We start from the raw sequence: 22,296 nt of genomic DNA, 5'->3' as shown, positions 1-22,296 counted from the left end.
CGGGGGACGGTGATCCACCCCCCGCCCGAACGCCCCGGCGGGGCCGGATGTCCCCCGGCCGCCGAGGCCCCCACCGGGCCGCCCCCTCACCCCTTGGTGGCGCCGTTGAACAGCGACCGCGACCAGACGTAACCGATCAGCGTGATCCCCGCGCACCAGGCCAGCGAGATCCACCCGCTGTCGCCGATCGGTGAGCCGGAGAGCAGGCCGCGCAGCGTCTCGGTCATCGGGGTGAACGGTTGGTTCTCGGCGAACCAGCGCAGGCCCGGCGCCATCGAGTCGGCCGGGACGAACGCCGAGCCGAGGAACGGCAGGAACTGGATCAGCAGCGGCTTGTTGCTCGCGGACTCGACGGTTTTGGAGATCAGGCCGAGCGCCGCCGCCAGCCAGGTCACGGCGCACGCGATGGCCAGCAGAAGACCGGCGGCGGCCAGCCACTCCAGCGGGCCCGCATCCGACCGGAACCCGACGGCGAACGCGACGGCCACGACCAGGACGCCGCACACCATCGTCTGGAGGACGCTGCCGACGACGTGCCCGGTCATGAACGACGAGCGCGTGATGTTCATGGTGCGGAAGCGGTTGATGATGCCTTCGGTCATGTCGGAGCAGACCGCGACGGAGGTCGCCATCGAGCCCGCCGCCACCCCCATGACGATGATGCCGGGCGTCAGATACGCCAGATACGCGTCCCGCCCGCCGCCCATCCCCGCGCCGAGCGAGTCCCCGAAGGCGTACACGAAGAGCAGCAGCATCAGGATCGGCGTCAGGGCGCTGGCCAGCGACACGGAGGGGTAGCGCAGCGCGTGCTTGAGGTTGCGCCGCAGCATGGTCATCGAGTCGTGCACGGCGTAGGTGAGGGCGCTCATCGCGGGGTCTCCTTGGCGGGAAGCGGGGCGCCGGTCCGGGCTTGCGGGGCGCCGGTCACGGCTTGCGGGGCGCCGGATCCGGTGGCCTCGTCGCCGGTCAGGGCGAGGAACACGTCGTCGAGGTCGGGGGTGTGCACGGAGAGGTCGGCGGCCCGGAGACCGGCGGCGTCGAGCCGGTCGAGCAGACCGCGCAGCGCGTCGGAACCGCCGTCGCCCGCCACCCGCAGGGCCAGGTTCTCGTCGTCCCGGGCGGCGCCGGGGAAGGCCGTGGCGGCGCGCTCGTACCCGTCGGGCTCGGCGAACCGCAGCCGTACGTGGCTGCCGGGGATCTGCGCCTTGAGCGCGTCGGCGGTGCCCTCGGCGACGATCCGGCCGCCGTCGAGCACGGCGATCCGGTCGGCCAACTGGTCGGCTTCCTCCAGGTATTGGGTGGTGAGGAAGACGGTGGTGCCGCTCGCGACCAGCGCCCGCACCGTGTCCCACATGGTGCGGCGGCTCCGTGGGTCGAGCCCGGTCGTCGGCTCGTCCAGGAAGATCACCTGCGGGTCGCCGACCAGCGTCATGGCGAGGTCCAGTCGCCGCCGCATCCCGCCGGAGAAGGTCGCGGCCCGCCGGTGCGCCACGTCCGCGATGCCGAACCGTTCCAACAACTCTGCTGTACGGGAACGCCGTTCGCGCTTGCCAAGGCGGAGCAGGTCGGCCATGAGGAGCAGGTTCTCCTCGGCGGTGAGCAGATCGTCGAGCGCGGCGAACTGCCCGGTGACGCCGATCGCGGCGCGCACCCCGTCCGGCGCGGTGGCGACGTCATGGCCCGCGACGCGCGCCTGCCCGCCGTCGGCGGCGATGAGGGTGGACAGGATCTGCACGGTCGTGGTCTTCCCGGCGCCGTTGGGCCCGAGCAGCGCGAACACGGACCCGGCGGGGATGCGCAGATCGACGCCGTCCAGCACGGTCTTGTCGCCGTACGACTTACGCAGACCGGTGACGGCGATGGCGTCGGGCGCCCGCGCGCCCGCGTTTCTTGGTGTGGGCATGTCAGATGACATGACGCCCTCTCGTTCAAAGGCCGAGGCGAGTGGAGTGGAGGAAGTGCGTGGTGGGGTGCGGGGCGGGCGTTCAGGCGCGGGCGCGGAGGATGTCGATGTTGCCGTGGCGGGTGCGGGCGTGGACCTCGACGGTGTCCGCCGCCTTCTGCGGGGCTTCGGCGCCGGTGAGCGCGTTGCGGACCTGGCCGGAGGTGGAGGCGACGTCGATCCAGGCGGCGGCGCCTTCGCGGATACCGACCTCGATCGAGCCGGAGGACGTCTCCAACTGCACGCTGCCCCGGGCGACATCGGCCAGGCGCAGGGCGCCGTGGGCGGTGGTGGCGGTGACCGAGCCCTCGGCACGTGCGATGTCGATGTCACCGTGGGCGCCGCTGACCCGCAGATCCCCCGTCACGGCGGCGAGGGTCGTGGTGCCGTGCGAGTTCTTCAGCGTGGCCGGCCCGTCGACGGTCCCGACCCTGAGGCTGCCGGAGCTGGTGGCGATCTCGGCCGCACCCTCGACATGCCCGACCGTGACCGAACCGTGCGCGGCGGTCAGGTGCAGCGGCCCGGTCGCATCGAGGCGGACGTCGCCGGACGAGTTCTTGACGCGGACCTCACCGAGCCGCCCCTCGCTCAGCACCTGGACCCAGGCGCCAGTCATGTCGACGCGCGAACCCGCGGGGAGTTCGACGGTCACATCAACGGTGCCGGTACGGCCGAGGAGGTAGCGCGGCTTGGGCGACCTGACCGTCAACGTCCCGCTTGCGTAGGTGACTTCGGCCTGCTCGGCGGCGCGTACGTCCTGGTCACGCTTCGCGTCGCGGGGCCGTACCTCGACCACCGTGTCGCGACGGTCACCCGCCAGGAACTGTACGGAACCGGCGTCCAGATGAACGGTGACCGAAATCGGCTCGGGCGTATCGAAAGAAGGCATGCTGAACCGTCCTCGTGAGTCCTGGGAACGCCCCCGCCCATGCGGGGACGGTGTGTCTTCGATACCGGTACCGGCGTCGGTGTCGGTACCGGTGTCGGTACCGGTGTCGGTACCGGTGTCGGTACCGGTGAAGTGGTACGCGTACGGGTGCGGGTCCGGGCTTCGGGTCAGCGCACCCAGCCGGTGAAGCTCTGCCCGATCGTGCGAGCCCGCTGGGTACCGGTCGGCCGCGTACCGCCCTCCACCGCCGACGCGACCGCCCGCACCAACCACGCATTCACCGACAGCCCCTCACGGCCCGCGACCTCCTCGGCACGCGCCTTGAGAGCAGCCGGAAGCCGCAGATTGACCCGGGCCGTCCCACCCTCGTCACCGTCGACGGGCGGCTGCACCTTCAGCGGCTCCACCGGCGCGGCAACCTCCTCCGCAAGCCCTGCGGCGGGCGGCGGCGTCACCACGAAATCCGGATCCAACCCCCGCAACCGCACATCCACCGACCCCGGAGCCAACTCCCGCGTGATCTCATCCATCGCCGCAGACAGCACATGAAGCATCGCGAGCCTGCTCGCCGACTCCAACGGAGCCGTCAACCGCTCCGCCAACTCGCGGGCCTCCTCCCCACCGGCTTCAGCGGCCACCGCAAGCTCACGGCGCAGAGTATCGACATACGGGGTGAGATCCATGACGCCATAATGGCACCGCAATGGCGCCACATGCAAGCCCCTCCGGTTCCGCACCGTCGACGTGCTCCACCAAACCGACCGTGAGCTGGGAAAACGAGGGAGAAATCGCACCACATCAAGGCGCCGTCAGCCACCCGAAGCAACGCCAGGCGAACCCAAGTGGCGCCACATGGCACCGTCTGGCGCCACCTAATCCCCGATACCGAGCACCCCCGCGCCGGGAGTCTCCGCACCGGGACGCAGCGTGCGCCAACGGTTTTCCCCGTGCGCAGTGCCCTCCGCCCTCCGGCGGAAACCGAGAACGGCCGTTCCGGGCAGGTGCGCTGTCGGGCACCCGGCCTCGGAACGGCCGTTCTCGGTCTCGGGGAAGGGTCAGCCGATGGGGTTGACGAAGGTGACCGGGTGGGTGGCGGCGGACTGGTCGATGAGCGGGCCCCAGGGCCACTCGACCTTCAGCGAAGTGGTCTCGTTCGGCGGGGTGATCTCCGCGTAGGCGGGCATCCAGGTGCCGTCGTCGCCCTCGTGGGCCAGTCCGAGGTTGATCGTGAAGTCGGTGGTGTCGCCGGGGCCCAGGGTGATCGAGCTGTACTTGGCGGACGAGCGGACCAGCGACCAGGTGCCGCCGCCGTTCTCGGACGTGAGGTCCACACCGGGGAAGCCGCCGATCTTGCAGGTGCGACCGCTGGTGTTGGTCAGCGCGATGCTGGTGGTCGTCGCGCCCTCCGCGTCCGGGTCCGGGGCCGCGTCGCCGCCGGTGGCGAACGACGCCTTCAGGCCGGAGGTGTGGCAGCGCTCCCCCTGGGCGGCGGACGAGTTGGCGGCCTGCCCGCCCGAGGCCCCCGCCTTGGCGTCGGTCTTCGCGTCGCCCTTCGCGCCGCCCTTCGCGCCGGAGCCCGCCTGCGGCTCGCCGTTCTGCACCGTGGTGGAGGCCCCCGCGCCGGCGTCGACGTCCGTGGCGGCCGCGGCCGCATCCGCCTGACCTGCGGCCTTCGCCCCACCGGCGTCCGCACCGGAGCAGGCGGTCAGGGTCAGCCCGGCGGCCATGGTGAGAGCGGCGGCGGCGACACGCAGGGTACGGCGACGGGCGGTACGAACGGTGTTGGAGCGCATTTCGGGGTCCCCCCAGGGGCAGTCGGCGACGTGATCTCCTCGGTACGACACTCACCTTGCCCGCGGCCCCTGGCACGCGACTGCCGCGCGGCTAACACCCGGCTAACCCCTCGCGGGCGAGGGCTTGGTTCGCAGCTCCCGCCACCCACTCCCCACCCACACCACCAGCCCCAGGCAACTGAACGCCGCCCCCAGCACGCAGACCGCGCCCCAGCCCGCCACCGTGTAGAGGGAGGTCGCGGCGATGGCCCCGGTGGCGCTGCCGAGCGAGTAGAAGACCATGTAGCCGCCGATCAGGCGGCTGCCCGCATCCGGGTGGAGGGCGTAGATCAGGGTCTGGTTGGTGACATGGACCGCCTGCACGGCGAGGTCGAGGAGGATCACCCCGGCGGCCAGCGCCCAGAGCGAGCTGCGGGTGAAGGCCAGCGGCAGCCAGGAGGCGGCGAGCAGGGCGAGGGCGATGCCGGTGGTGCGGCGGGAGAGTCCGCGGTCGTTCAGGCGGCCCGCGACGGTCGCGGCCAGGGCACCAGCGACGCCGATCAGCCCCAGCGCGCCGATCGCGCGGTGCGGCAGGAAGTACGGGGCCTCGCTGAGCGGCAGCGCGACGCTGCTCCACAGGGTGCTGAAGGCGGCGAAGACCAGCAGGCAGTACACCGCGCGCAGCCGCAGCAGCGGTTCGCGCGCGAACAGGGTGAGCGTGGAGCGCAGGAGCTGCCCGTACCGCAGGGTGGTCGGCGCGGCGATGGGGCGCGGCAGCACCCGGTACAGGATCAGCGCGAGCACCGCGGTGAGCGTCGCCGAGGCGAGGTAGACGGAGCGCCAGCCCGCGAGGTCGGCCAGCAGGCCGGAGGCGGTGCGGGCGAGCAGGATGCCGATGACGATGCCGCTGGTGACGAGGCCGACGACCCGTCCGCGTCCGCCGGGCGGCGCCAGTGACGCCGCGAAGGCCACCAGCGTCTGGGTGACGACCGCGAGCAGCCCCGTCGCGGCCATGCCCGCGAGCAGCACCGCCGCCGTACGGGCGGTGGCGACCACGGCCAGCGCCACGACCAGCAGCGACAACTGCGCCACGACGATCCGCCGCCGGTCGGCCACATCGCCCAGCGGCACGAGGAAGAAGAGCCCGAGACCGTATCCGACGTGCGTGAGCGTGACGACACCGCCGACCAGCGCCGGGCTCATGGCGAGGTCGTGGCCCATGGTCACCAGGAGCGGCTGGGAGAAGTAGACATTGGCCACCGCGGCTCCGCAGGCGACGGCGAACAGGACGACCACGCCCCGCGACAGGACGTATGCGGCCCCCTCCCCGCCCCTGCCCTCGGTCCGTCGCGTCACGGCCTCACCCTTGCCGGACATCGGCACCCACTCCCCCACCATCCACCATCTGACGCCACCTGGTTTCATCTTGCTACCAATGAACGAGGGTGACGCTAACCGCTTTGGTAGCATGTTGCAACCACCGCCAGGAGGATCGACGGAACGGAACGAGGGACGCCATGGTGAGCAGGACACGCTTCGACGACAGCGACTGCCCCGTCGCCCGGTCCGTGGACGCGATCGGCGACTGGTGGTCCCTGCTGATCGTCCGGGACGCGTTCGACGGCAGCCGCCGCTTCGGGGAGTTCCAGCGCAGCCTCGGCGTGGCGAAGAACATCCTCACCACGCGCCTGCGCGCCCTCGTCGCCGGCGGCGTCCTCGCCTCCGTCCCCGCCTCGGACGGCAGCGCCTACCGCGAGTACGTCCTGACCCCGAAGGGCGAGGCGCTCTTCCCCGTCATCGTGGCGCTACGGCAGTGGGGCGAACAGCACTTCTTCGCCCCCGACGAACCCCACTCGGAACTGGTCGACCGCCGCGGGGGGCACCGGTTGCGGGTGCTGGAGGTCCGGGCCGAGGACGGGCGGCGGGTGGGGCCGGAGGACACGACTGTGCAGAAGGCGTCCGAGGGCTGATACGGACGGACGGCGGGGGCGGCACGGTGATCTCGTCGCGCTGCCGGACCATCACCGCCGCCGCCTCGGGGCTCGCAACTGACGCAGACTCACCGGCTCCCGGCCCCAGCGTTCTACGACACCCGCTCCAGCAGCCGTACCGTGCAGAACGCGTGCCACTTGGATTCCTTGGCGACTATCAGATACGTATCGCCGTCGGAGCCATGACGACAGACGGCCGTTGACACACCCTTCAACGCTGCGGGTGTGTATTTCTTCGCCTCACGGAGCAGCCGCTTCCGCGCGAACTTCGGATCCATCTCCCCCAGTCGCACGAGTGTCTTCATCCGGCGTTCCGCCCGTCCGCCCGCCACCTCGGTCATCTCCTCGACCACGATCAGCCACTTCGCCATGGACAACCCCACTCTCCGATGCCGTCTGCCCCGGCAACGTCCCGCCAGGGCCGTACGTTCCAGTGCCCTGTGCCCCGTAGCGCCGTCCTGACGACCGGCCAGGGCGGCGCGGAACAAGCACATCCCGGGCGCATGCGAACCGGCCGCGCGCCCCCATGCCCCGGAGCAGCCGCCCCGTCCCGTAACACTCCCGCAAGCACTCTGCTTGCAATAGTTAGCACCGGCGGTGCACGATGGGGCCATGGCATCGCTCAACGTCGGCAATCTCGGCGCGTTCCTGCGGGAGCAGCGGCGCACGGCGCAGCTGAGTCTGCGGCAGCTCGCGGCGGACGCGGGGGTGTCGAACCCGTACCTCAGCCAGATCGAGCGCGGGCTGCGCAAGCCGAGTGCGGAGATCCTGCAGCAGCTGGCCAAGGCGCTGCGGATCTCCGCCGAGACGCTGTACGTCCAGGCCGGGATCCTCGACGAGCGGCAGGGGCTCGACGGCGTCGAGGTGCAGACCGCGATACGCACCGACCCCGCACTCAACGAGAAGCAGAAGCAGGTGCTGCTGCAGATCTACGACTCCTTCCGCAAGGAGAACGGATACGGCAGCACCGACGCGGACGCCGCCCCGGCCGGTGACGCCCCGGCCGGTGACGCCCCGGCCGGTGTCGTCCCGGGCCACGGCTGAGCGCACGACATCCGAATCAGGACACCGAATGCAGGAGGAAGCACTTCATGGCCATCACCGATGACCTCCGCAAGACGCTGACCGACCCGACCCCGCTGTACGCCCTCGCCGGTACCGCCGATCTGGCGGCCGAGAAGCTCGGTGAGGTGCCCGTGCTGGTCGAGCGGATCCGCGCGGAGGCCCCCAAGCACATCGAGGCGGTGCGGGCCACGGACCCCAAGGACGTCCAGGCACGGGTCGCCCAGCAGGCCAAGGAGGCCCAGGGCAAGCTCAACGACCTGCTGGGCTCGCTCGACACCGACCTGAAGAAGCTCCGCGAGCAGGCGCAGGTCCTCGCGCTCCAGGGCGTCGGCCGGGCCGCCGAGTACGCGGTCAGGGCGCGGGAGACGTACGACGGACTGGCCGAGCGGGGCCGCGACGCGGTGCAGGGCTGGCGCGGTGACGCCGCCGACCACGTCGAGGAGCTGGCCGTGGTGATCGAGCCGGACCCGGCGCCGAAGGCCGCCCCGGAGCCGGCGAAGGCCAACGGCACGGCGAACGGCACCGCCAACGGCAAGGCCGCGGCCAAGCCGTCCCGGACCGGCGCGGTGCCGAAGCCGGTCACCAAGCCCGCCACCGCGAAGGCCGACGGCGCAAAGGCGGCCGAGGCGAAGTCCGCGAAGAAGGACCCGGCCCGCAAGCCCGCCACGCGTCGGAGCACCCCGCCGTCGGCTAAGTGACGTAGTTATCCACACGGGCCGGGCACGCGACGGCGGCCCGGCCCGTTGTCCGGGTACGGTGGGCCGCGACGGCCCGAGTCGACAAGGTGGTGCGCGGCGTGCTGGTGTACGGATTCCAGTCCCTTCTGGGCTGGGCACAGCTGGCCCTGGGCGTCTACGCCGCGGTGATGCTGATCGACGCGGCGGTGCGCCGCGACGACGCCTACCGCGCGGCCGACAAGCAGACCAAGCCGATGTGGCTGATCTTCCTGGCCCTCGCCACGCTGCTGCTCTTCGTCATGCCGCTGATGTCGTTCCTGCCGATCATCGGCGTGATCGCGGTGATCGTCTACACCGTCGACGTCCGCCCGGCACTCCGCCACGCCACCGGCGGCGGCGGGGGCCCGCGCCGCGGCGGCTCCAGCTCCGACGGGCCGTACGGGCCTTACAACGGCGGACGCTGAGCGGTTCCGGTCCGGCGCGGGCCGGGTCCGGCGCGGGCCCGCAGCCACCCTCATGGCTCCGGCGGTAGTTCGCTTTCATCGGAGCAGCGAACAGGCTCCGGTCGACCGGCATCGGCTACCGATTCATCTACGCGTCCGGACGGCGATGTCCGGCGACGGCATCCGGACCGCAGTCAGCTCGGCAGGGACCCCGTACGGATCGCGAACTCGCGGACGCCGGACACCCGGGCGGAGGCGTAGACGAGGTCGGCGGTCAGCGCACGGAGCGCTGGGCGCCGGACCTCCTGCGGCGCTTCCTGCTCGACGTGCCGCAGAGCCGCGAACGTCCGGGGGCCGTCCCGCAGCGCGTGCCACATGCGGGCGGTATCCGTCCAGGCGCGGGCGCGCCGCTCCGGCGTAGGCATGTTGCCGATGGAGATCCGCCGTGTGACTTCGACGCCCCCGTCCGGAGCGCCCAGAGCGTTGAAGACACCGATGCGGTACACGTCAACCTGGGCACGTGTCGCGTCGACGGTGAACAGGTCAGATGGTGCGGCCTCGCGCCGGGCGGTCTCTTCTTCCGCCGCTTCGAGGAGATCCAGTGCGGTCGTGCGGTCTCCCCCTGTCGCGGCGCTGTAGGCCGCGGTGAGCAGCAGCGTGGTGCGAACCGCCCCGGTCCGCTCCTGCCGGGCGTCGAGGTCCCGGGCCTCGTTGGTGAGGAGCCGCACGGCGGAGGGACAGTTGCCTGACCGGCGCATGGTGATCGCCAGCACGCGGGATGCTTCGCCGATCGGCACCGGGTCGCCGGATGCCCGGGCTGCGGTGAGGGCGCGGTCGGCGGCGGCCCACGCGGTGTCGCTGTGCCCTTTGAGCGCCAGTTCTGCGGCAAGGACGTAGGCGCGGGCGAGAGCGACGGCGGCCTTCTCCCGCGCGTGCCCGCGCGACTCCTGCCACGTTGACGACGCCGCGGCGAGAAGGCCGGGGAGCGAGCGGCCGAGGGAGGAGTAGCGGGCGGCGCGGAAGTCGGCCCGCGCCGTCTCTGTCGCCCGTGTCAGCCGCGTCACCGGTACGGGGGCGGCGGAGGGGAGCCGGAAGAGGTAGTCCTCCAAGGGTGCGACGGGGTCACCGGAACCGGCTGCGGCGCTGGCCGGTGAGGCGGCGCCGAAGGCCGCGGTGGCCCCAGCTGCCAACGCTCCCGTGAGCAGGTTCCTACGACGCACCGCATCCTCCTCGTCCAACGGACGCCCTACCGTACCGAGCGGGGACCCGTCGGGCACAGATCTTCCTGTCAGGCTGTCGGGCGAGATCCGGTACAGCTCGGCGAACGCCAGCAGTCGGTCGTAGCTCAGGCGCATACGGCCGGCCTCGATGCGGGAGATGGCCGACGCCGAGTAGCCGACCACCTGCCCGGCCTGAGCCTGCGTCAGGCGTGCGCGGCACCGCGCGCCTCTGAGCGCGTCCCCGATCTCTCGCGCGGTCCTCTCTAAGCCCATAGGTGCCTCCTTCGGAACGGCGGGAGGGCGACGCTAATGCCCACTCGGGTGCGTCGGCAGGGCGTACGGATGCACGCCGTGTGCGGGACCCGCACACGGCGTGCCGACCAGCTCCCGTTGCCTTCTGCTTCCCCAGGCCCGCCGAAATGGTGAGTACGTGCCCGGCCGATCGACCGGGCAGTTCCCGACGGCTCGGCCAACGCCCACCGTCACCTTCCACCGGGGAGGCATCCATGTCCCACGTACTCGTCACAGGCGGCGCGGGCTTCATCGGCTCGCACTTCGTGAAGCGGCTGCTCGCCGCCGACGACATCACCGCGGTGACCGTCCTCGACGCCCTCACCTACGCCGGACACACCGAGAACCTGGGGACCGCATTCCTCAGCCCGAAGCTGACGTTCGTCCACGGCAACATCCTCGACGCCACGCTCGTGGACAACCTCGTGCGGCGGAGTACGGCGATCGTGCACTTCGCCGCGGAGTCCCACGTCGACCGGTCCTTCTACGCGGCCGGTGCGTTCGTCGCGACAAACGTGCGCGGCACGCAGACCCTCCTCGACGCCGCGCTGCGTCACGGCGTCAAGCGGTTCGTGCACGTCTCGACGGACGAGGTCTACGGTCCGATGCCCGAGGGCACCGCGACGGAGGACTCCCCGCTCCGTCCGTCGGTGCCCTACGCCGCGTCAAAGGCCGCCGCCGACCTCATCGCCCTCTCGTACCACCAGACCTACGGCCTGCCGGTCTGCGTGACCCGCGCCTCGAACAACTACGGCCCCTGCCAGCACCCCGAGAAGGTCGTTCCCCTGTTCATCACCCGGCTGCTGCAGGGTGAGCCCGTCACCCTCCACGGCCACGGGGAGCACGTACGCAACTGGCTCCACGTCGAAGACCACTGCGCCGGAATCGACCTCGTACTCCGCGACGGCGCCCCGGGCGAGGTGTACAACATCGGCGGTGGCACCGACCGCACCACCAACGAGCTGACCGGCTCCCTCCTGCGCGCCTGCCACGCCACGTGGGACGCGGTGACCTACATCCCCGACCGGCAGACGAACGACATCCGGTACAGCATGGCCTGGCACAAGATCGCCGGCACCCTCGGATACCGGCCGGTGAAGGACTTCGAGGAGGGCCTGGCCGAGACCGTGCGCTGGTACCGCCGCAGCCCGGACCGGTGGGCCCCGCTCACGCCCAGGCCGAAGGCCGCACCGGCGATGCCGACGGCCCTTGCGGCCCAGGCCGGGAGGTGAGCGTGATGGCGAAACGCATTCTCGTCACCGGCGTCGGGGCCAACCCGGGTTTCGGCCTGGCCCGCAGCCTCACCCGCCTCGGGCAAACCGTCATCGCCGCTGACGCGCACCCTCTCGCCCCGGGCTTCCGGCTTCCGGCCGTCGAGCCCCGGGTCATCCCCCTCGCCACCGACCCCGCCTACCCCGACACCCTCGCGGCGCTCTGCCGCGACGCGCGCGTGGACGCCGTGGTGGCCGGCATCGAGCCCGACATCCCGCCGCTGGTGGACATGCGGGCCCGGCTCGACGCCGACGGCGTGCGCCTGTGGCTTCCGGATGCCGAGTCGGTGCGTACCTGCATCGACAAGGCGGTCTTCCACCAGGTGCTGACCGAGCACGGCATCCCCACCCCGGACACCTGGGGTCCCGAGGAGATCGACGAGGTGCCGGACGGCGTCGAACTGATCGTCAAACCCCGGAACGGCCATGGAGCCCAGAACGTCCACTTCGTCGACAGCAGGGAACACGCCCGCGTGCTCTGCGCACTCGTCCCGCACCTCCTGGTACAGAGGCGGCTTCACGGCGGCGAGTTCACCGCGGACTGCCTCGTCGACCGCTCCGGCCGCGCCTCGGTGATCCTGCGCCGCAGAGACCTGGTCAAGGCCGGTCTCGCCGCGGTCTCCACCACGATCGACGACCCGGTCGTGCGTGACCTCGTGGTGAAGACGCTGACCGCGGTCCGGGCAGCGGGCCTGTGCTGCGTGCAGGGGTTCGTCTCCGATAGCGGCGCGGTCACGATCACCGAGCTGAACGTACGGGTCGCGGGCGGCTTCCCTCTCACGGAGGCCGCCGGTGCGGACCTCGTCGGGCAGATGGTCAACGGCCTGTTCGGCCTGCCGGTCGACCACGGCCGCCTCACATACCGGGCCGGAATGTTCCTGACCAACTACACCGAGACCCTGGCCGTCGGCGACGCCGCCGAGCTGGAGATCGCGGCCACGGCGAAGGGAGACCCGTCGTGACCGTCTCGTCGGTGCCGGACGCCCGGCGCAACGCGAGCCCGTATCTGTACGGGCTGGAGGCCGCAGCGGTCACGAGGGTCCTGGAGGCCGGGCAGTATGGGCACACCGCCGTCACCGAGGAGTTCGAGCGCAGGGTCGCCGCGTTTCTCGGCGTCCCCGACGCCGTGGCCGTCGCCTCCGGCACCGCGGCCCTGCACGCCGCGCTGCTCGCGGCGGGTGTCGGGCCCGGCGACGAGGTCATCGTGCCGTCGATGACGTTCTGCGCGACCGTGCAGGCGATCGTGGCCGTCGGCGCCGTCCCGCGGTTCGTCGATATCGCCCCCGCCACCCTGTGCGTGACCGACCAGCTGGTCATGGAGGCGGTCAGCGGTGCCACCGCGGCCGTCGTCCCGGTCCTCTTCGGCGGGAGGCCCGTCGACCTCACCGCTGTCCGCGGGGAGCTGGCCGAACGGGGCATCGCCGTCATCGAGGACGCGGCGCACGCCTTCGGATCCCGCACCGGCACACACAGGGTGGGGGCGACCGGCGCTCTGACCTGCTTCTCCTTCGGACCGATCAAGAACCTCACCTGCGGCCAAGGCGGGATGGTCATCCCTCGGACAACGCGGGAGGCGGACCGGCTCCGGCGGCTGCGCCTTCTCGGCGTCGTCCAACCCCAGGACGAGCGCGCGAACGCGACCACCTACCGCGTGGACAGCTTCGGCCTGCGCTACCAGCTTTCGGGCATCAACGCCGCCATCGGCCTCGCCCAGCTCGACCACTTCGCCACCACCGAGCACGCCCGCCGTCGCCTGTGGCGTGCCTACCGGGACGCCCTCGCGCCGATGGACGGTGTGACGCTCGTCGATGCCGACGCCGACCGCGCAGTGCCGCACCTCTGCCAGGTCCGCGTGCCCGCCCCGCTCCGGGACAAGGTGTTCGCCAAGCTTCGCGCCAGGGACATCGGCGTCGGCGTCCACTACCCGCCTAACCACCTCCAACCGGCGTTCGCCGCCTGGCGGCGCCCCCTCCCGGCCACGGAGCGGGTCGGCGAGGAGGTCCTGAGCCTGCCCTTCCACCAGCACCTCACCAAGACGGACACCGCCCTCGTGGTCTCCGCGCTCGGAGAAGCCCTCACCTCTGCCGGAGGAGCATGATGCGCAAGCTGCTCGCTGTATGCCTGGGGAACTACTGCCGCAGCCCGTTCGCGGAGCTGGCGCTCGCCCGCAGGGGCGGCGCGGCCGTGACGGTCCGCTCTGCGGGCCTGATCGGCAAATGGCGGGACCAGCCCACCAACCCGTCCATGATCAACGCTGCCCGGCGGCTCGGGTTCGACCTCACCCTCCACCGGGCGCAGCAGATCACCCTAAAGATGCTGGAGTGGGCGGACGACATCCTGGCGATGGATGCCGCCGTACTCGACACGCTTCGCGCGGTGGCCGGTGAGCCGTACGCGGGCAAGCTCGGCCTCTACCTCGGCGACCGCGATGTCCCCGACCCGATGGGCCGGGGCGACGAGGTGTTCCACGACTGCGCGGTGCTGATCGAGGCCGGTACCGCACTCCACATCGGCCGGGACCGTCCGTAGGAAGGTCAGCTGGATGCGGCGGACAGGAGCACGTCCACGAGCCTGTCCGCCGCGTCCGGCCTGCCGTGTGCGCGTGCCGCCTGAGCCATGCCCGCCCGCCGTGCGGGGTCTGCGAGGAGAGGCCCGAGCGCGTTGTGCAGCCGCTCGGCAGTGACGTCGCCGGTGAGCGCCACGGCCGCGCCCGCCTCCTCCAAATGCCGGGCGTTGTACGCCTGTTCGTTCCCGGCCGCCGAGGCGAGCGGGACGAACACGGCGGGCTTGCCGAGGGCGGTGAGTTCGGCGAGGGTCCCCGCGCCGCTGCGGGAGACGACGATGTCGGCGAGCGCCAGGACGTCGGGAAGCTCCGGCCCGACGAACCCGGTCAGGTGATACCGCCCGGCGACGGCCGACGGCAGCGTCGCCGCGCGCGCTCGGAGCGGCTCGACGTTCGCGGGCCCGCACTGGTGCACCACGTTGGCGCGCTCCAGGAGCCACGGCAGCACGTCCCGGATGACACCGTTGATCTGCTGCGCGCCCTGTGCGCCGCCGGTGACGTAAAGCGTCGGGAGCCGCCGGTCGAAGCCCGCGAGGCCGAGTGCGGCGATGGCCTTGTCCGCGTGCCCGCTCAGGACTTCCGGCCGTACCGGGTTTCCGGTGACGACCGCCGCGGGGCGTACGGACTCCGGGAGGAGCGGCAGCGTCGACTCCGAGGAGAGGGCGATCCGCGTCGCCGATCCGGCGAGTTTCCGGTTCGCCAGGCCGAGCCGGACGGTCTGCTCGTGCAGTACCAGCGGGCGCTTGCACAGCCGGGCGGCGAGTCCGGCCGGGACGGCGACGTAGCCGCCGGTCGCCAGCACGACGTCCGGTGCGAACTCTGCGATCGCCTTCCGGGCCTGGGCGACACCGAGCGGCACCCGCGCCATGTCGCGCACGTTCGCGGGAGAGACCATTTTGAGGGGGTTCGAGGAGCGCCGGATCTTTCCCGTGGCGACCGTGGTGAACGCGATGCCCTCGGCCGGCGCCACCTTGGCCTCAAGCCCGTCGGGCGTACCGATCCAGAGGACATCGAGCGTTCCCCCGACGGTTGCCAACCGGCCCTGCAACGTGCGGATCGCGGTGAGCGCGGGATACGTGTGGCCGCCGGTCCCTCCGCCCGTGACGACGAGACGGAACGTGGCCGGGAGCGGAGAGCGAGCAGCTTCATTCACGCGGCGCACCCTAGCGGTTCTCGCCGACGGGACGGGGAACGTGAGGACCCCCTCGGCGCCCTGAGCCCAAGCCCCTGGCCTCAGCACACACGGCCGCCGGCACCAGCCCCGCTCACCCCCGCCCGCGGTCCAGCAACAGCACCGCCACGTCGTCGGTCAGCTCGCCGCCGTTGAGGTCGCGGACCTCATTCAGGGTGGTGTCCAGCAGGTCCTCGCCGGTCAGGCCCGCAGCCATCCGCCGGGCGACCAGTTCGGCCATGCCCTCCTGGCCCAGCCGCAGCCGGCCCTCCCCGACGTGCCCCTCGATCAGGCCGTCGGTGTACATCATCAGGCTCCAGGCGCCGCCCAGCTCGATCTGGTGGCGCGGCCAGCGGGCGTGCGGCAGCAGGCCGAGCGCCGGGCCGCCGAACTCGTACGGGAGCAGCCGCGGCGGGCCGCCCGCGCGGGAGAGCAGCGGGGCCGGGTGGCCCGCCAGGCAGAGTCCGGCGCGGCGGCCGTCCGGGGAGATGTCGACGGTGCAGAGCGTCGCGAAGATCTCGTCGTCGGCGCGCTCGTGCTCCAGGACCTTCTGGAGGGTGGAGAGCAGTTCGTCGCCGCAGAGTCCGGCGAAGGTCAGCGCCCGCCAGGCGATGCGCAGCTCCACGCCGAGCGCCGCCTCGTCGGGGCCGTGCCCGCAGACGTCGCCGATCATCGCGTGGACGGTGCCGTCCGGCGTGCGGACGGTGTCGTAGAAGTCGCCGCCGAGCAGCGCGCGGCTGCGGCCGGGGCGGTAACGGGCGGCGAAGCGCAGGTCGGAGCCGTCGAGCAGCGGGGTCGGCAGCAGGCCGCGCTCCAGCCGGGCGTTCTCCTGGGCGCGCATCCGCGACTCGGTGAGCTGGCGCTGTGCGAGGTCGGCGCGTTTGCGTTCGACGGCGTAGCGCACCGCGCGGCTGAGGACCGCGCCGTCCAGTTCGTCGCGGAAGAGATAGTCCTGCGCGCCGACGCGGACGGCCTCGGCGGCGCGTTCCGCGTCGGTCTCCGGCGTCATCACCAGGACGGCGTGGGCCGGGGCCATCCGCAGCACCGCGTGGAGCGCGCCGAGGGTGTCGGCGGCGCCGTCCGCCACCGGATCGTCGGTCTCCTTGGCCGGGGCGAGGTCGAGGAGGATGCAGTCGACGTCGTGGGTGAGCAGCCGCGTCGCCTCGGTGAGGTTGCGGGCGGTGCGCAGCCGGACCTTGCGGCCCGCCCAGTCCCACATGTCCGGGACGGTGCTGCTGGGGTCGTCGCCGATGAGGAGGACGGTCAGGCCGGGCCCGGAGCCGTTGTCGGCGGGCGTCTCGGGGCGGCGGGCGCCCGGGATCGACGCCCTGGTCTCCGCGGGGGCCGTGGCGAGAAGGTGCGCGGGCGCGGCGCCGACGTCCGCCGTGCCGTCCGCCGTCCGGCGTGCGGCGGCGCAGACGTCACGGGCCGGGGCCGCCTGCTGCGACAGCACGGCCGTTCGCCGGTGCGGTACGGGTACGGACATGGCTCTGCTTCCTTCCCTCCCCCTGGGTCGTGGTGGCCGACATGAGGCCTGGCTCGCGGGGGGCCGCCCTGACGGGCGGGCGAGACCACGGCGACGGCGCTCCCGAGGGTGCCGGGGCGCGCCGTCCGGCGCACCAACGTGCCCGGTCGTGCGCCGCTCGTGGGGGGGGTGAGCGGTGCGCCGCCGGGCACCGGGAGTGCGACCATAGCGCCACCGGACACGTGTGCGGAATGACCCGCGGCACACGGTGTGCGTCATATGCCGCCGCGTATAAGCCATTTGACCTGGAGAGACCGGGAAAAGACGGAAAGGGAATGACGAATATCACCCCGTCGGGGTCGGAACCGATCGCAATGTGCCACGGCCCGGCAACCGTCCGATAACGACCTCACCCGCGACGCCGCTGACCATCGCGAGTGAGGTCGTCACCCTCATCCCGTCATTTATCGGGACGTACGACACCGAGGATCGGCATCGAACCTGCCCCGGCGATCGTGACCTGTCGGCCCGGTCGCGGCGCGTGCACGATCGCGCCGTCGCCCAGATACATCCCGACATGGCTGGCATCGGAGAAATAGATGATCAGGTCACCCGGGCGCATATCCGTGACGGCGACGCGGGGCAGCCGCCGCCACTGCTCCTGTGAGGTCCGCGGAATCGTACGGCCCCCCGCCTGCCAGGCACGCAGGGTCAGCCCCGAGCAGTCGAAGGTGTCCGGTCCCTCGGCGCCCCACACATAATCCTTGCCGATCTGCGCGGTCGCGAAGGAAACGGCTTTCTTTCCGGCACCGGACGCTCTGTTGTGGATCTCCTCCAGGATGCCGGTGTCGAGCCATTTCTGCTGTTCGGCGCGGGCCCGGGATTCCTCCAGCTCTTTCAGCCGGTTCTTTTCCGCGGCGGCCAGGCGGGATTCGATTTCCTTCGCCTCATCGAGCTTTTTCTTGATGTCGCGCCGCGCTTTTTCCTTCTTCGCGCGTTCGGCGTCGAGGCGTTCCCAGCGGACGGTCGCGGAGTGCGCGTCGTCCCGCAGTCCGGCCGCCAGACGGTTCAGTTCACCGGCGACGCCGGTGGCGGCGCGCTGGGCCTTGCGGGCCAGGACCGCGTTGTCGAGGTACCCCTCGGGGTCCGCGTTCAGCATCAGCCGCACCTCGTCCGGGACGCCCCCGGCGCGGTACTGCGCGCTGGCCAGCACGCCCGCCTGCCGCTGGAGCGCGTCGCGGCGGCGCTGCGCGCTGTCGATGCGGCGGGCGAGATCGACGATCTTCTTCTGCTCGTCCTCGACCCGCTCCTGCGCGGCGTTGTACGCGTCGGTGGCGCGCTCGGCGGCGCGGTAGAGGGCCTCGATCCGGCGGTGCACCCGGTCCAGCCGGTCCGCGCCGGGGCCCGCCTCGCCTGCGTCCGGCCCGTCCGCGTCCGGCCCTTCCGCCGTACGTTCCGCCGCCTCCCGCCCGGCCGCGCGCCCGTCCGGCCCGTCGGCCACCCGCCCGGCCGACGCGTACACCGCCGGGGCCACCGGCCCGAGCAGCCCCAGCGCGCAGAGCACCACGACGGCGCGGGCGACGGCCCGGCCCCGCGGGGCGCGGCGGCCGGACACGGAGCCGGGCACGGCCGCGGAGCCCGCCCCGCCCCGCCCGGCCCCGGCCCCGGCCCCGGAACCTGCACCGTCACCCGCCGCGGCGGCACCCCGTACGTCCCTGGCATCCGCCATGTCCGCTCCGCCCCGCACGGCGTCCCCTGCCCCCTGAATCCCCACCCGCCACCTCCGGTCGATGCGCACCGATTCGTGTCGCCGTCGTCGTTGGCGCGGATCGTGTCATACCGATCGGTAAGCCGACAGAGGGCGGCGCAATTCCCCGTTTTCCGGTGACCGATGCATGTCATGGCGGGCCGCCCCCAGCTGACGGATGAGGTTCACCGTGCGTTCACTCTTCCCCATCGGTCGCTTCACTTGATCTGCCTAATTTCAGCCGTACCGAGTGCGCGTCGCCACCGCGAACCGATATGGGCTCCGGCTGGCTCCGCACTCTCCTGACACACCTCGCACGCCGGTGAAGCGGCGCGCCCCAGGAAGGAACTCTCGACAGTGAAGCTTCAGCGCAAGAACCGGGTTCGCGCCCTCGCGGTGGGCGCTCTCGCCGTCACCGGTGCCCTGGCCCTGACGGCGTGCGGCTCCGACGACACCAGCGCCTCCGGCGGTGGCGCGGGCAACGCCGCCAAGGCCGGCAGCATCAAGTGCGAGGGCAAGGGCAAGCTGCGCGCCTCCGGCTCCTCGGCGCAGAAGAACGCCATGGACGTCTGGGTGCAGAACTACGCCGGTGCCTGCAAGGACACCGAGATCAACTACCAGCCGACCGGCTCCGGCGCGGGCATCACCACCTTCCTCCAGGGCCAGACCGCGTTCGCCGGTTCCGACTCGGCCCTCAAGCCCGAGGAGGTCGCCAAGTCGGAGAAGGTCTGCAAGGGCGGCAAGGCCATCAACCTGCCGATGGTCGGCGGCCCGATCGCCGTCGGCTACAACGTGCCCGGCGTGGACAACCTCGTCCTCGACGCACCCACCCTCGCCAAGATCTTCGACTCGTCGATCACCAACTGGAACGACGCGGCGATCAAGAAGCTCAACCCGGGCGCCTCGCTCCCGGACCTCAAGATCCAGGCGTTCCACCGCTCCGACGACTCGGGCACCACCGACAACTTCACCAAGTACCTCAAGGGCGCCGCCCCCGGCGCCTGGAAGCACGAGCCCGCGAAGACCTGGGAGGGCAAGGGCGGCCAGGCGGCCTCCGGCTCCGCCGGTGTCTCCTCGCAGGTCAAGCAGACCAGCGGCGCGATCTCCTACTTCGAGCTGTCGTACGCGACCGCCGGGAAGATCCCCACCGTCAAGATCGCCACCGGCGCCAAGACCCCGGTCGAGGCCACCGTCGACAACGCCTCCAAGGCGATCGCCGAGGCCAAGCAGGTCGGCAAGGGCGACGACCTCGCCCTCCAGCTCAACTACGGCACCAAGGCCGAGGGCGCCTACCCGATCACCCTGGTGACGTACGAGATCGCCTGCGACAAGGGCAACAAGGCCGAGACCCTCCCGGCCACCAAGTCCTTCCTCACCTACATCGCCAGCGAGGACGGCCAGAACGCCCTGAAGGACCTGGGCTACGCCCCGCTGCCCACCGAGATCGCCGACAAGGTCCGCAAGACCGTCGCCGCCCTCGCCTGATCCACCGGGCGGCGGCCCTGACCACGCCGTACGGCCCGGGTCACCCCGCCGTACGGCCCCCGGGCCGCCGCCCTTCCGGTGCACCGCCGCGCCAGGAGCCCCGGGCTCCGCAGACCGGAGAAACCATGACCCCCTCAGCAACCGCGACACCCGACGCCGCGCCCCCACCGGCCACGGCCCCGGCCTCCCCCGTCTCGGGAAAGGCCCGGCGCCCCGGTGACCGGATCTTCCTCGGGCTCTCCCGCGGATCCGGTATCGCCCTCCTGGTGATCATGGCGGCCATCGCCGCCTTCCTCACCTACCGGTCCGTGCTCGCGATATCGGGCGACCACGCCAACTTCTTCACCACCCTCGACTGGAACGCCACCGGCACCGAGCCCAGGTTCGGCATCGCGGTCCTGGCGTTCGGCACCGTCGTCAGCGCCCTCATCGCGATGGTCATCGCGGTCCCGGTCGCCGTCGGCATCGCCCTCTTCATCTCGCACTACGCCCCGCGCAGGCTGGCCTCCCCGCTCGGCTACGTCATCGACCTGCTCGCCGCGGTGCCCAGCATCATCTACGGCCTGTGGGGCGCGCTCTTCCTCGTCCCGCACCTCGGCGGGCTCTACGGCTGGCTCGACGACTACCTCGGCTGGACCGGCGTCTTCAGCTACGGCGGCGGCGCCGCCCGTTCGCTGTTCACCGTCGGCATCCTGCTGGCGATCATGATTCTGCCGATCGTCACCAGCGTCAGCCGCGAGGTCTTCCTCCAGGCACCGAGGATGCACGAGGAGGCGGCGCTGGCACTGGGGGCCACCCGCTGGGAGGTCATCCGGATGTCGGTGCTCCCCTTCGGCCGCTCCGGCATCATCAGCGCCTCCATGCTGGGCCTGGGCCGCGCGCTCGGCGAGACGATGGCCGTCGCCACGGTCCTCTCCCCCAGCTTCCTGATCAACACCAGCCTGCTCGACCCGGGCGGCGGCACCTTCGCGCAGAACATCGCCGCGAAGTTCAGCGAGGCCGACACCTTCGGCCAGGACGCACTGATCGCCTCGGGCCTCGTCCTCTTCGTGATCACCCTGCTCGTCAACGGCGCGGCCCGCCTGATCATCGCCCGGCGCAAGGAGTACTCGTGAGCGACGTCATGACGGAACGGCAGGCTCTCGCCGATCGGCCCGGCGGCACGTCCGTACCGGTCTCCCTCAAGCAGGCCCGGCTCCCCCGCTGGACCCCGGCGGCCCTCGCCCTCGCCTCGGCCGCCGTCGGCTGCGGCATCGGCCTCGCCGCCGGTCTGGACAGCCGCGTCCAGTGGGGTCTGATCGCCGCGCTGCTCTTCGTGGTCGGCACCTTCGTCCTGTCCGCCGCCGTCGAGGGCGCCCGGCAGGCCAAGGACCGCCTCGCCACCGGCCTCGTCTGGATCGCGTTCCTCCTCGCCGTCATCCCGCTGGCCTCCCTGCTGTGGGAGACGGTCGCGCGCGGCAGCAAGGTCCTGGACGGCTACTTCCTGGCCCACTCGATGGGCACCCTGCCGGACGCGCTGCCCGGCGGCGGCATCTACCACGCGATCATCGGCACCCTGGAGCAGGTCGGCCTCGCCACGCTGATCGCCGCGCCGCTCGGCCTGTTCACCGCGATCTACCTGGTGGAGTACGGCCGCGGCCGCCTCGCCAAGGCCGTCACCTTCTTCGTCGACGTGATGACCGGCATCCCGTCCATCGTCGCCGGCCTCTTCGTCCTCTCCATCTGGATCCTCATCCTCGGCTTCGGCCCGTCCGGCTTCGCCGGGGCGATGGCGCTGGCGATCCTGATGGTGCCGGTCGTGGTCCGCTCCACCGAGGAGATGCTCAAGCTCGTCCCCAACGAGCTGCGGGAGGCGTCCCTCGCCCTGGGCGTGCCGAAGTGGCGCACCATCCTGAAGGTCGTCCTGCCGACGTCGATCGGCGGCATCACCACCGGCGTGATGCTCGCCGTCGCCCGGATCGCCGGCGAGACCGCGCCGGTGATGCTGCTGGTGTGGGGCGCGAAGACGATCAACACCAACCCGTTCCAGGACGCCCAGCAGTCCCTGCCGCTCTACGTCTTCCAGCAGTGGCAGCAGGGCTCCGAGGCGTCGTACGACCGCGCCTGGGCCGCGGCCCTCGTCCTCATCGCCTTCGTGATGATCCTCAACCTGGTGGCCCGCGGCATCGCCCGCTGGAAGGCCCCTCGCGGAGGACGCAGTTGAGCTGCAGCGGAGGTGGGGGGTCGTACCCGAGGAACGAGGGTGCGGCACCCGGCCGGAGCGGAAGCGAAACGAAGTCCGACCATTCCACACAGACGGCCCGC

At 71.8% G+C, this 22,296-nt stretch carries 22 protein-coding genes; 11 read left to right on the top strand and 11 right to left on the bottom strand.

What is annotated here, in order from left to right; translation table 11 throughout:
• Positions 1 to 86: 86 nt before the first annotated feature.
• From OG422_RS18080 to OG422_RS18055, 6 genes are all read right to left on the bottom strand, one after another.
• Positions 87 to 869, bottom strand: coding sequence for an ABC transporter permease (locus tag OG422_RS18080; protein ID WP_143943813.1), 783 nt, complete (start codon positions 867 to 869; stop codon positions 87 to 89).
• A complete protein-coding gene (locus tag OG422_RS18075; protein WP_405747858.1) occupies positions 866 to 1,903 on the bottom strand; it encodes an ATP-binding cassette domain-containing protein in 1,038 nt (345 codons plus the stop codon). Before OG422_RS18075 ends, OG422_RS18080 begins: the two co-directional genes overlap by 4 nt.
• Before the next feature lie 82 nt (positions 1,904 to 1,985).
• Positions 1,986 to 2,831: a DUF4097 family beta strand repeat-containing protein gene (locus OG422_RS18070; RefSeq protein WP_405743709.1), complete on the bottom strand. Its 846-nt coding sequence runs from the start codon at positions 2,829 to 2,831 to the stop codon at positions 1,986 to 1,988.
• A 167-nt stretch (positions 2,832 to 2,998) separates the two neighbouring features.
• Positions 2,999 to 3,514, bottom strand: a complete 516-nt coding sequence (locus tag OG422_RS18065; protein ID WP_405743708.1) for a hypothetical protein — start codon at positions 3,512 to 3,514, stop codon at positions 2,999 to 3,001.
• Positions 3,515 to 3,886: 372 nt separating this feature from the next.
• Entirely contained in the window at positions 3,887 to 4,624 is a 738-nt protein-coding gene (locus tag OG422_RS18060) for a DUF4232 domain-containing protein (protein ID WP_405743707.1), read from the bottom strand.
• A gap of 102 nt (positions 4,625 to 4,726) precedes the next feature.
• On the bottom strand, positions 4,727 to 5,980 hold the full coding sequence (locus OG422_RS18055) for an MFS transporter (protein WP_405743706.1): 1,254 nt from the start codon (positions 5,978 to 5,980) through the stop codon (positions 4,727 to 4,729).
• A gap of 140 nt (positions 5,981 to 6,120) precedes the next feature.
• Here OG422_RS18055 and OG422_RS18050 point away from each other — a divergent pair, with 140 nt between their 5' ends.
• On the top strand, positions 6,121 to 6,573 hold the full coding sequence (locus tag OG422_RS18050; protein WP_405743705.1) for a winged helix-turn-helix transcriptional regulator: 453 nt from the start codon (positions 6,121 to 6,123) through the stop codon (positions 6,571 to 6,573).
• A 113-nt stretch (positions 6,574 to 6,686) separates the two neighbouring features.
• Here the strand turns inward: OG422_RS18050 and OG422_RS18045 are convergent, their stop codons facing one another.
• Positions 6,687 to 6,965, bottom strand: coding sequence for a hypothetical protein (locus tag OG422_RS18045; RefSeq protein WP_405743704.1), 279 nt, complete (start codon positions 6,963 to 6,965; stop codon positions 6,687 to 6,689).
• A 241-nt stretch (positions 6,966 to 7,206) separates the two neighbouring features.
• Here OG422_RS18045 and OG422_RS18040 point away from each other — a divergent pair, with 241 nt between their 5' ends.
• From OG422_RS18040 to OG422_RS18030, 3 genes are all read left to right on the top strand, one after another.
• Positions 7,207 to 7,638 (top strand): helix-turn-helix domain-containing protein, encoded by a 432-nt coding sequence (locus OG422_RS18040; protein WP_405743703.1) that lies wholly within the window; start codon positions 7,207 to 7,209, stop codon positions 7,636 to 7,638.
• Between the two features lie 47 nt (positions 7,639 to 7,685).
• Entirely contained in the window at positions 7,686 to 8,357 is a 672-nt protein-coding gene (locus OG422_RS18035) for a hypothetical protein (protein ID WP_405743702.1), read from the top strand.
• A gap of 98 nt (positions 8,358 to 8,455) precedes the next feature.
• Positions 8,456 to 8,800 (top strand): DUF2516 family protein, encoded by a 345-nt coding sequence (locus OG422_RS18030; protein ID WP_185994021.1) that lies wholly within the window; start codon positions 8,456 to 8,458, stop codon positions 8,798 to 8,800.
• Between the two features lie 173 nt (positions 8,801 to 8,973).
• Here OG422_RS18030 and OG422_RS18025 read toward each other — a convergent pair whose 3' ends face one another.
• Positions 8,974 to 10,272 carry a helix-turn-helix domain-containing protein gene (locus OG422_RS18025; protein ID WP_405743701.1) on the bottom strand — a complete coding sequence of 433 codons (1,299 nt, stop codon included), beginning with the start codon at positions 10,270 to 10,272 and terminating at the stop codon, positions 8,974 to 8,976.
• A 233-nt stretch (positions 10,273 to 10,505) separates the two neighbouring features.
• Between OG422_RS18025 and rfbB the strand changes: the two genes are divergently transcribed.
• The 4 genes from rfbB to OG422_RS18005 are packed head-to-tail and all read left to right on the top strand — an operon-like array spanning position 10,506 to position 14,090.
• Positions 10,506 to 11,522: a dTDP-glucose 4,6-dehydratase gene (rfbB, locus tag OG422_RS18020; RefSeq protein ID WP_405743700.1), complete on the top strand. Its 1,017-nt coding sequence runs from the start codon at positions 10,506 to 10,508 to the stop codon at positions 11,520 to 11,522.
• Between the two features lie 5 nt (positions 11,523 to 11,527).
• The gene (locus OG422_RS18015) at positions 11,528 to 12,523 is read left to right on the top strand and encodes an ATP-grasp domain-containing protein (protein ID WP_405743699.1); all 996 of its coding nucleotides are present in this window, start codon (positions 11,528 to 11,530) and stop codon (positions 12,521 to 12,523) included.
• Positions 12,520 to 13,659: a DegT/DnrJ/EryC1/StrS family aminotransferase gene (locus OG422_RS18010; protein WP_405743698.1), complete on the top strand. Its 1,140-nt coding sequence runs from the start codon at positions 12,520 to 12,522 to the stop codon at positions 13,657 to 13,659. Before OG422_RS18015 ends, OG422_RS18010 begins: the two co-directional genes overlap by 4 nt.
• A complete protein-coding gene (locus OG422_RS18005) occupies positions 13,656 to 14,090 on the top strand; it encodes a low molecular weight phosphotyrosine protein phosphatase (protein WP_405743697.1) in 435 nt (144 codons plus the stop codon). The genes OG422_RS18010 and OG422_RS18005 overlap by 4 nt, the downstream gene beginning before the upstream one ends.
• A 5-nt stretch (positions 14,091 to 14,095) precedes the next feature.
• Here OG422_RS18005 and OG422_RS18000 read toward each other — a convergent pair whose 3' ends face one another.
• The 3 genes from OG422_RS18000 to OG422_RS17990 form a co-directional block, all read right to left on the bottom strand.
• Positions 14,096 to 15,277 carry a UDP-N-acetylglucosamine--N-acetylmuramyl-(pentapeptide) pyrophosphoryl-undecaprenol N-acetylglucosamine transferase gene (locus tag OG422_RS18000; protein ID WP_405743696.1) on the bottom strand — a complete coding sequence of 394 codons (1,182 nt, stop codon included), beginning with the start codon at positions 15,275 to 15,277 and terminating at the stop codon, positions 14,096 to 14,098.
• A 112-nt stretch (positions 15,278 to 15,389) separates the two neighbouring features.
• On the bottom strand, positions 15,390 to 16,781 hold the full coding sequence (locus OG422_RS17995) for a PP2C family protein-serine/threonine phosphatase (RefSeq protein ID WP_185994153.1): 1,392 nt from the start codon (positions 16,779 to 16,781) through the stop codon (positions 15,390 to 15,392).
• A gap of 439 nt (positions 16,782 to 17,220) precedes the next feature.
• On the bottom strand, positions 17,221 to 18,489 hold the full coding sequence (locus OG422_RS17990) for an NlpC/P60 family protein (RefSeq protein ID WP_405743695.1): 1,269 nt from the start codon (positions 18,487 to 18,489) through the stop codon (positions 17,221 to 17,223).
• Between the two features lie 375 nt (positions 18,490 to 18,864).
• Between OG422_RS17990 and pstS the strand changes: the two genes are divergently transcribed.
• From pstS to pstA, 3 genes are all read left to right on the top strand, one after another.
• Complete coding sequence (gene pstS / locus OG422_RS17985; RefSeq protein WP_405743694.1) at positions 18,865 to 19,992, top strand: phosphate ABC transporter substrate-binding protein PstS; 1,128 nt, start codon at positions 18,865 to 18,867, stop codon at positions 19,990 to 19,992.
• Positions 19,993 to 20,117: 125 nt separating this feature from the next.
• The gene (gene pstC / locus OG422_RS17980; RefSeq protein ID WP_405743693.1) at positions 20,118 to 21,107 is read left to right on the top strand and encodes a phosphate ABC transporter permease subunit PstC; all 990 of its coding nucleotides are present in this window, start codon (positions 20,118 to 20,120) and stop codon (positions 21,105 to 21,107) included.
• A complete protein-coding gene (gene pstA, locus OG422_RS17975) occupies positions 21,104 to 22,195 on the top strand; it encodes a phosphate ABC transporter permease PstA (RefSeq protein ID WP_405743692.1) in 1,092 nt (363 codons plus the stop codon). Before pstC ends, pstA begins: the two co-directional genes overlap by 4 nt.
• Positions 22,196 to 22,296 lie beyond the last annotated feature (101 nt).

It is taken from the genome of Streptomyces sp. NBC_01525 (assembly GCF_045040405.1).
Lineage (GTDB): Bacteria > Actinomycetota > Actinomycetes > Streptomycetales > Streptomycetaceae > Streptomyces > Streptomyces benahoarensis.
Note: the sequence above shows the minus strand (reverse complement) of the source record. Positions and strands in the feature narration are given on the sequence as shown.

Coding starts and splice junctions, on each gene's coding strand:
- OG422_RS18040 (WP_405743703.1), top strand. CDS start 7,207: ATGGCATCGCTCAACGTCGGCAATCTCGGCGCGTTCCTGCGGGAGCAG.
- OG422_RS18080 (WP_143943813.1), bottom strand. CDS start 869: ATGAGCGCCCTCACCTACGCCGTGCACGACTCGATGACCATGCTGCGG.
- OG422_RS17990 (WP_405743695.1), bottom strand. CDS start 18,489: ATGGCGGATGCCAGGGACGTACGGGGTGCCGCCGCGGCGGGTGACGGT.
- OG422_RS18055 (WP_405743706.1), bottom strand. CDS start 5,980: ATGTCCGGCAAGGGTGAGGCCGTGACGCGACGGACCGAGGGCAGGGGC.
- pstC (WP_405743693.1), top strand. CDS start 20,118: ATGACCCCCTCAGCAACCGCGACACCCGACGCCGCGCCCCCACCGGCC.
- OG422_RS18045 (WP_405743704.1), bottom strand. CDS start 6,965: ATGGCGAAGTGGCTGATCGTGGTCGAGGAGATGACCGAGGTGGCGGGC.
- OG422_RS17995 (WP_185994153.1), bottom strand. CDS start 16,781: ATGTCCGTACCCGTACCGCACCGGCGAACGGCCGTGCTGTCGCAGCAG.
- rfbB (WP_405743700.1), top strand. CDS start 10,506: ATGTCCCACGTACTCGTCACAGGCGGCGCGGGCTTCATCGGCTCGCAC.
- OG422_RS18015 (WP_405743699.1), top strand. CDS start 11,528: ATGGCGAAACGCATTCTCGTCACCGGCGTCGGGGCCAACCCGGGTTTC.
- OG422_RS18065 (WP_405743708.1), bottom strand. CDS start 3,514: ATGGATCTCACCCCGTATGTCGATACTCTGCGCCGTGAGCTTGCGGTG.
- OG422_RS18070 (WP_405743709.1), bottom strand. CDS start 2,831: ATGCCTTCTTTCGATACGCCCGAGCCGATTTCGGTCACCGTTCATCTG.
- OG422_RS18050 (WP_405743705.1), top strand. CDS start 6,121: ATGGTGAGCAGGACACGCTTCGACGACAGCGACTGCCCCGTCGCCCGG.
- OG422_RS18025 (WP_405743701.1), bottom strand. CDS start 10,272: ATGGGCTTAGAGAGGACCGCGCGAGAGATCGGGGACGCGCTCAGAGGC.
- OG422_RS18035 (WP_405743702.1), top strand. CDS start 7,686: ATGGCCATCACCGATGACCTCCGCAAGACGCTGACCGACCCGACCCCG.
- OG422_RS18005 (WP_405743697.1), top strand. CDS start 13,656: ATGATGCGCAAGCTGCTCGCTGTATGCCTGGGGAACTACTGCCGCAGC.
- OG422_RS18060 (WP_405743707.1), bottom strand. CDS start 4,624: ATGCGCTCCAACACCGTTCGTACCGCCCGTCGCCGTACCCTGCGTGTC.
- OG422_RS18075 (WP_405747858.1), bottom strand. CDS start 1,903: ATGCCCACACCAAGAAACGCGGGCGCGCGGGCGCCCGACGCCATCGCC.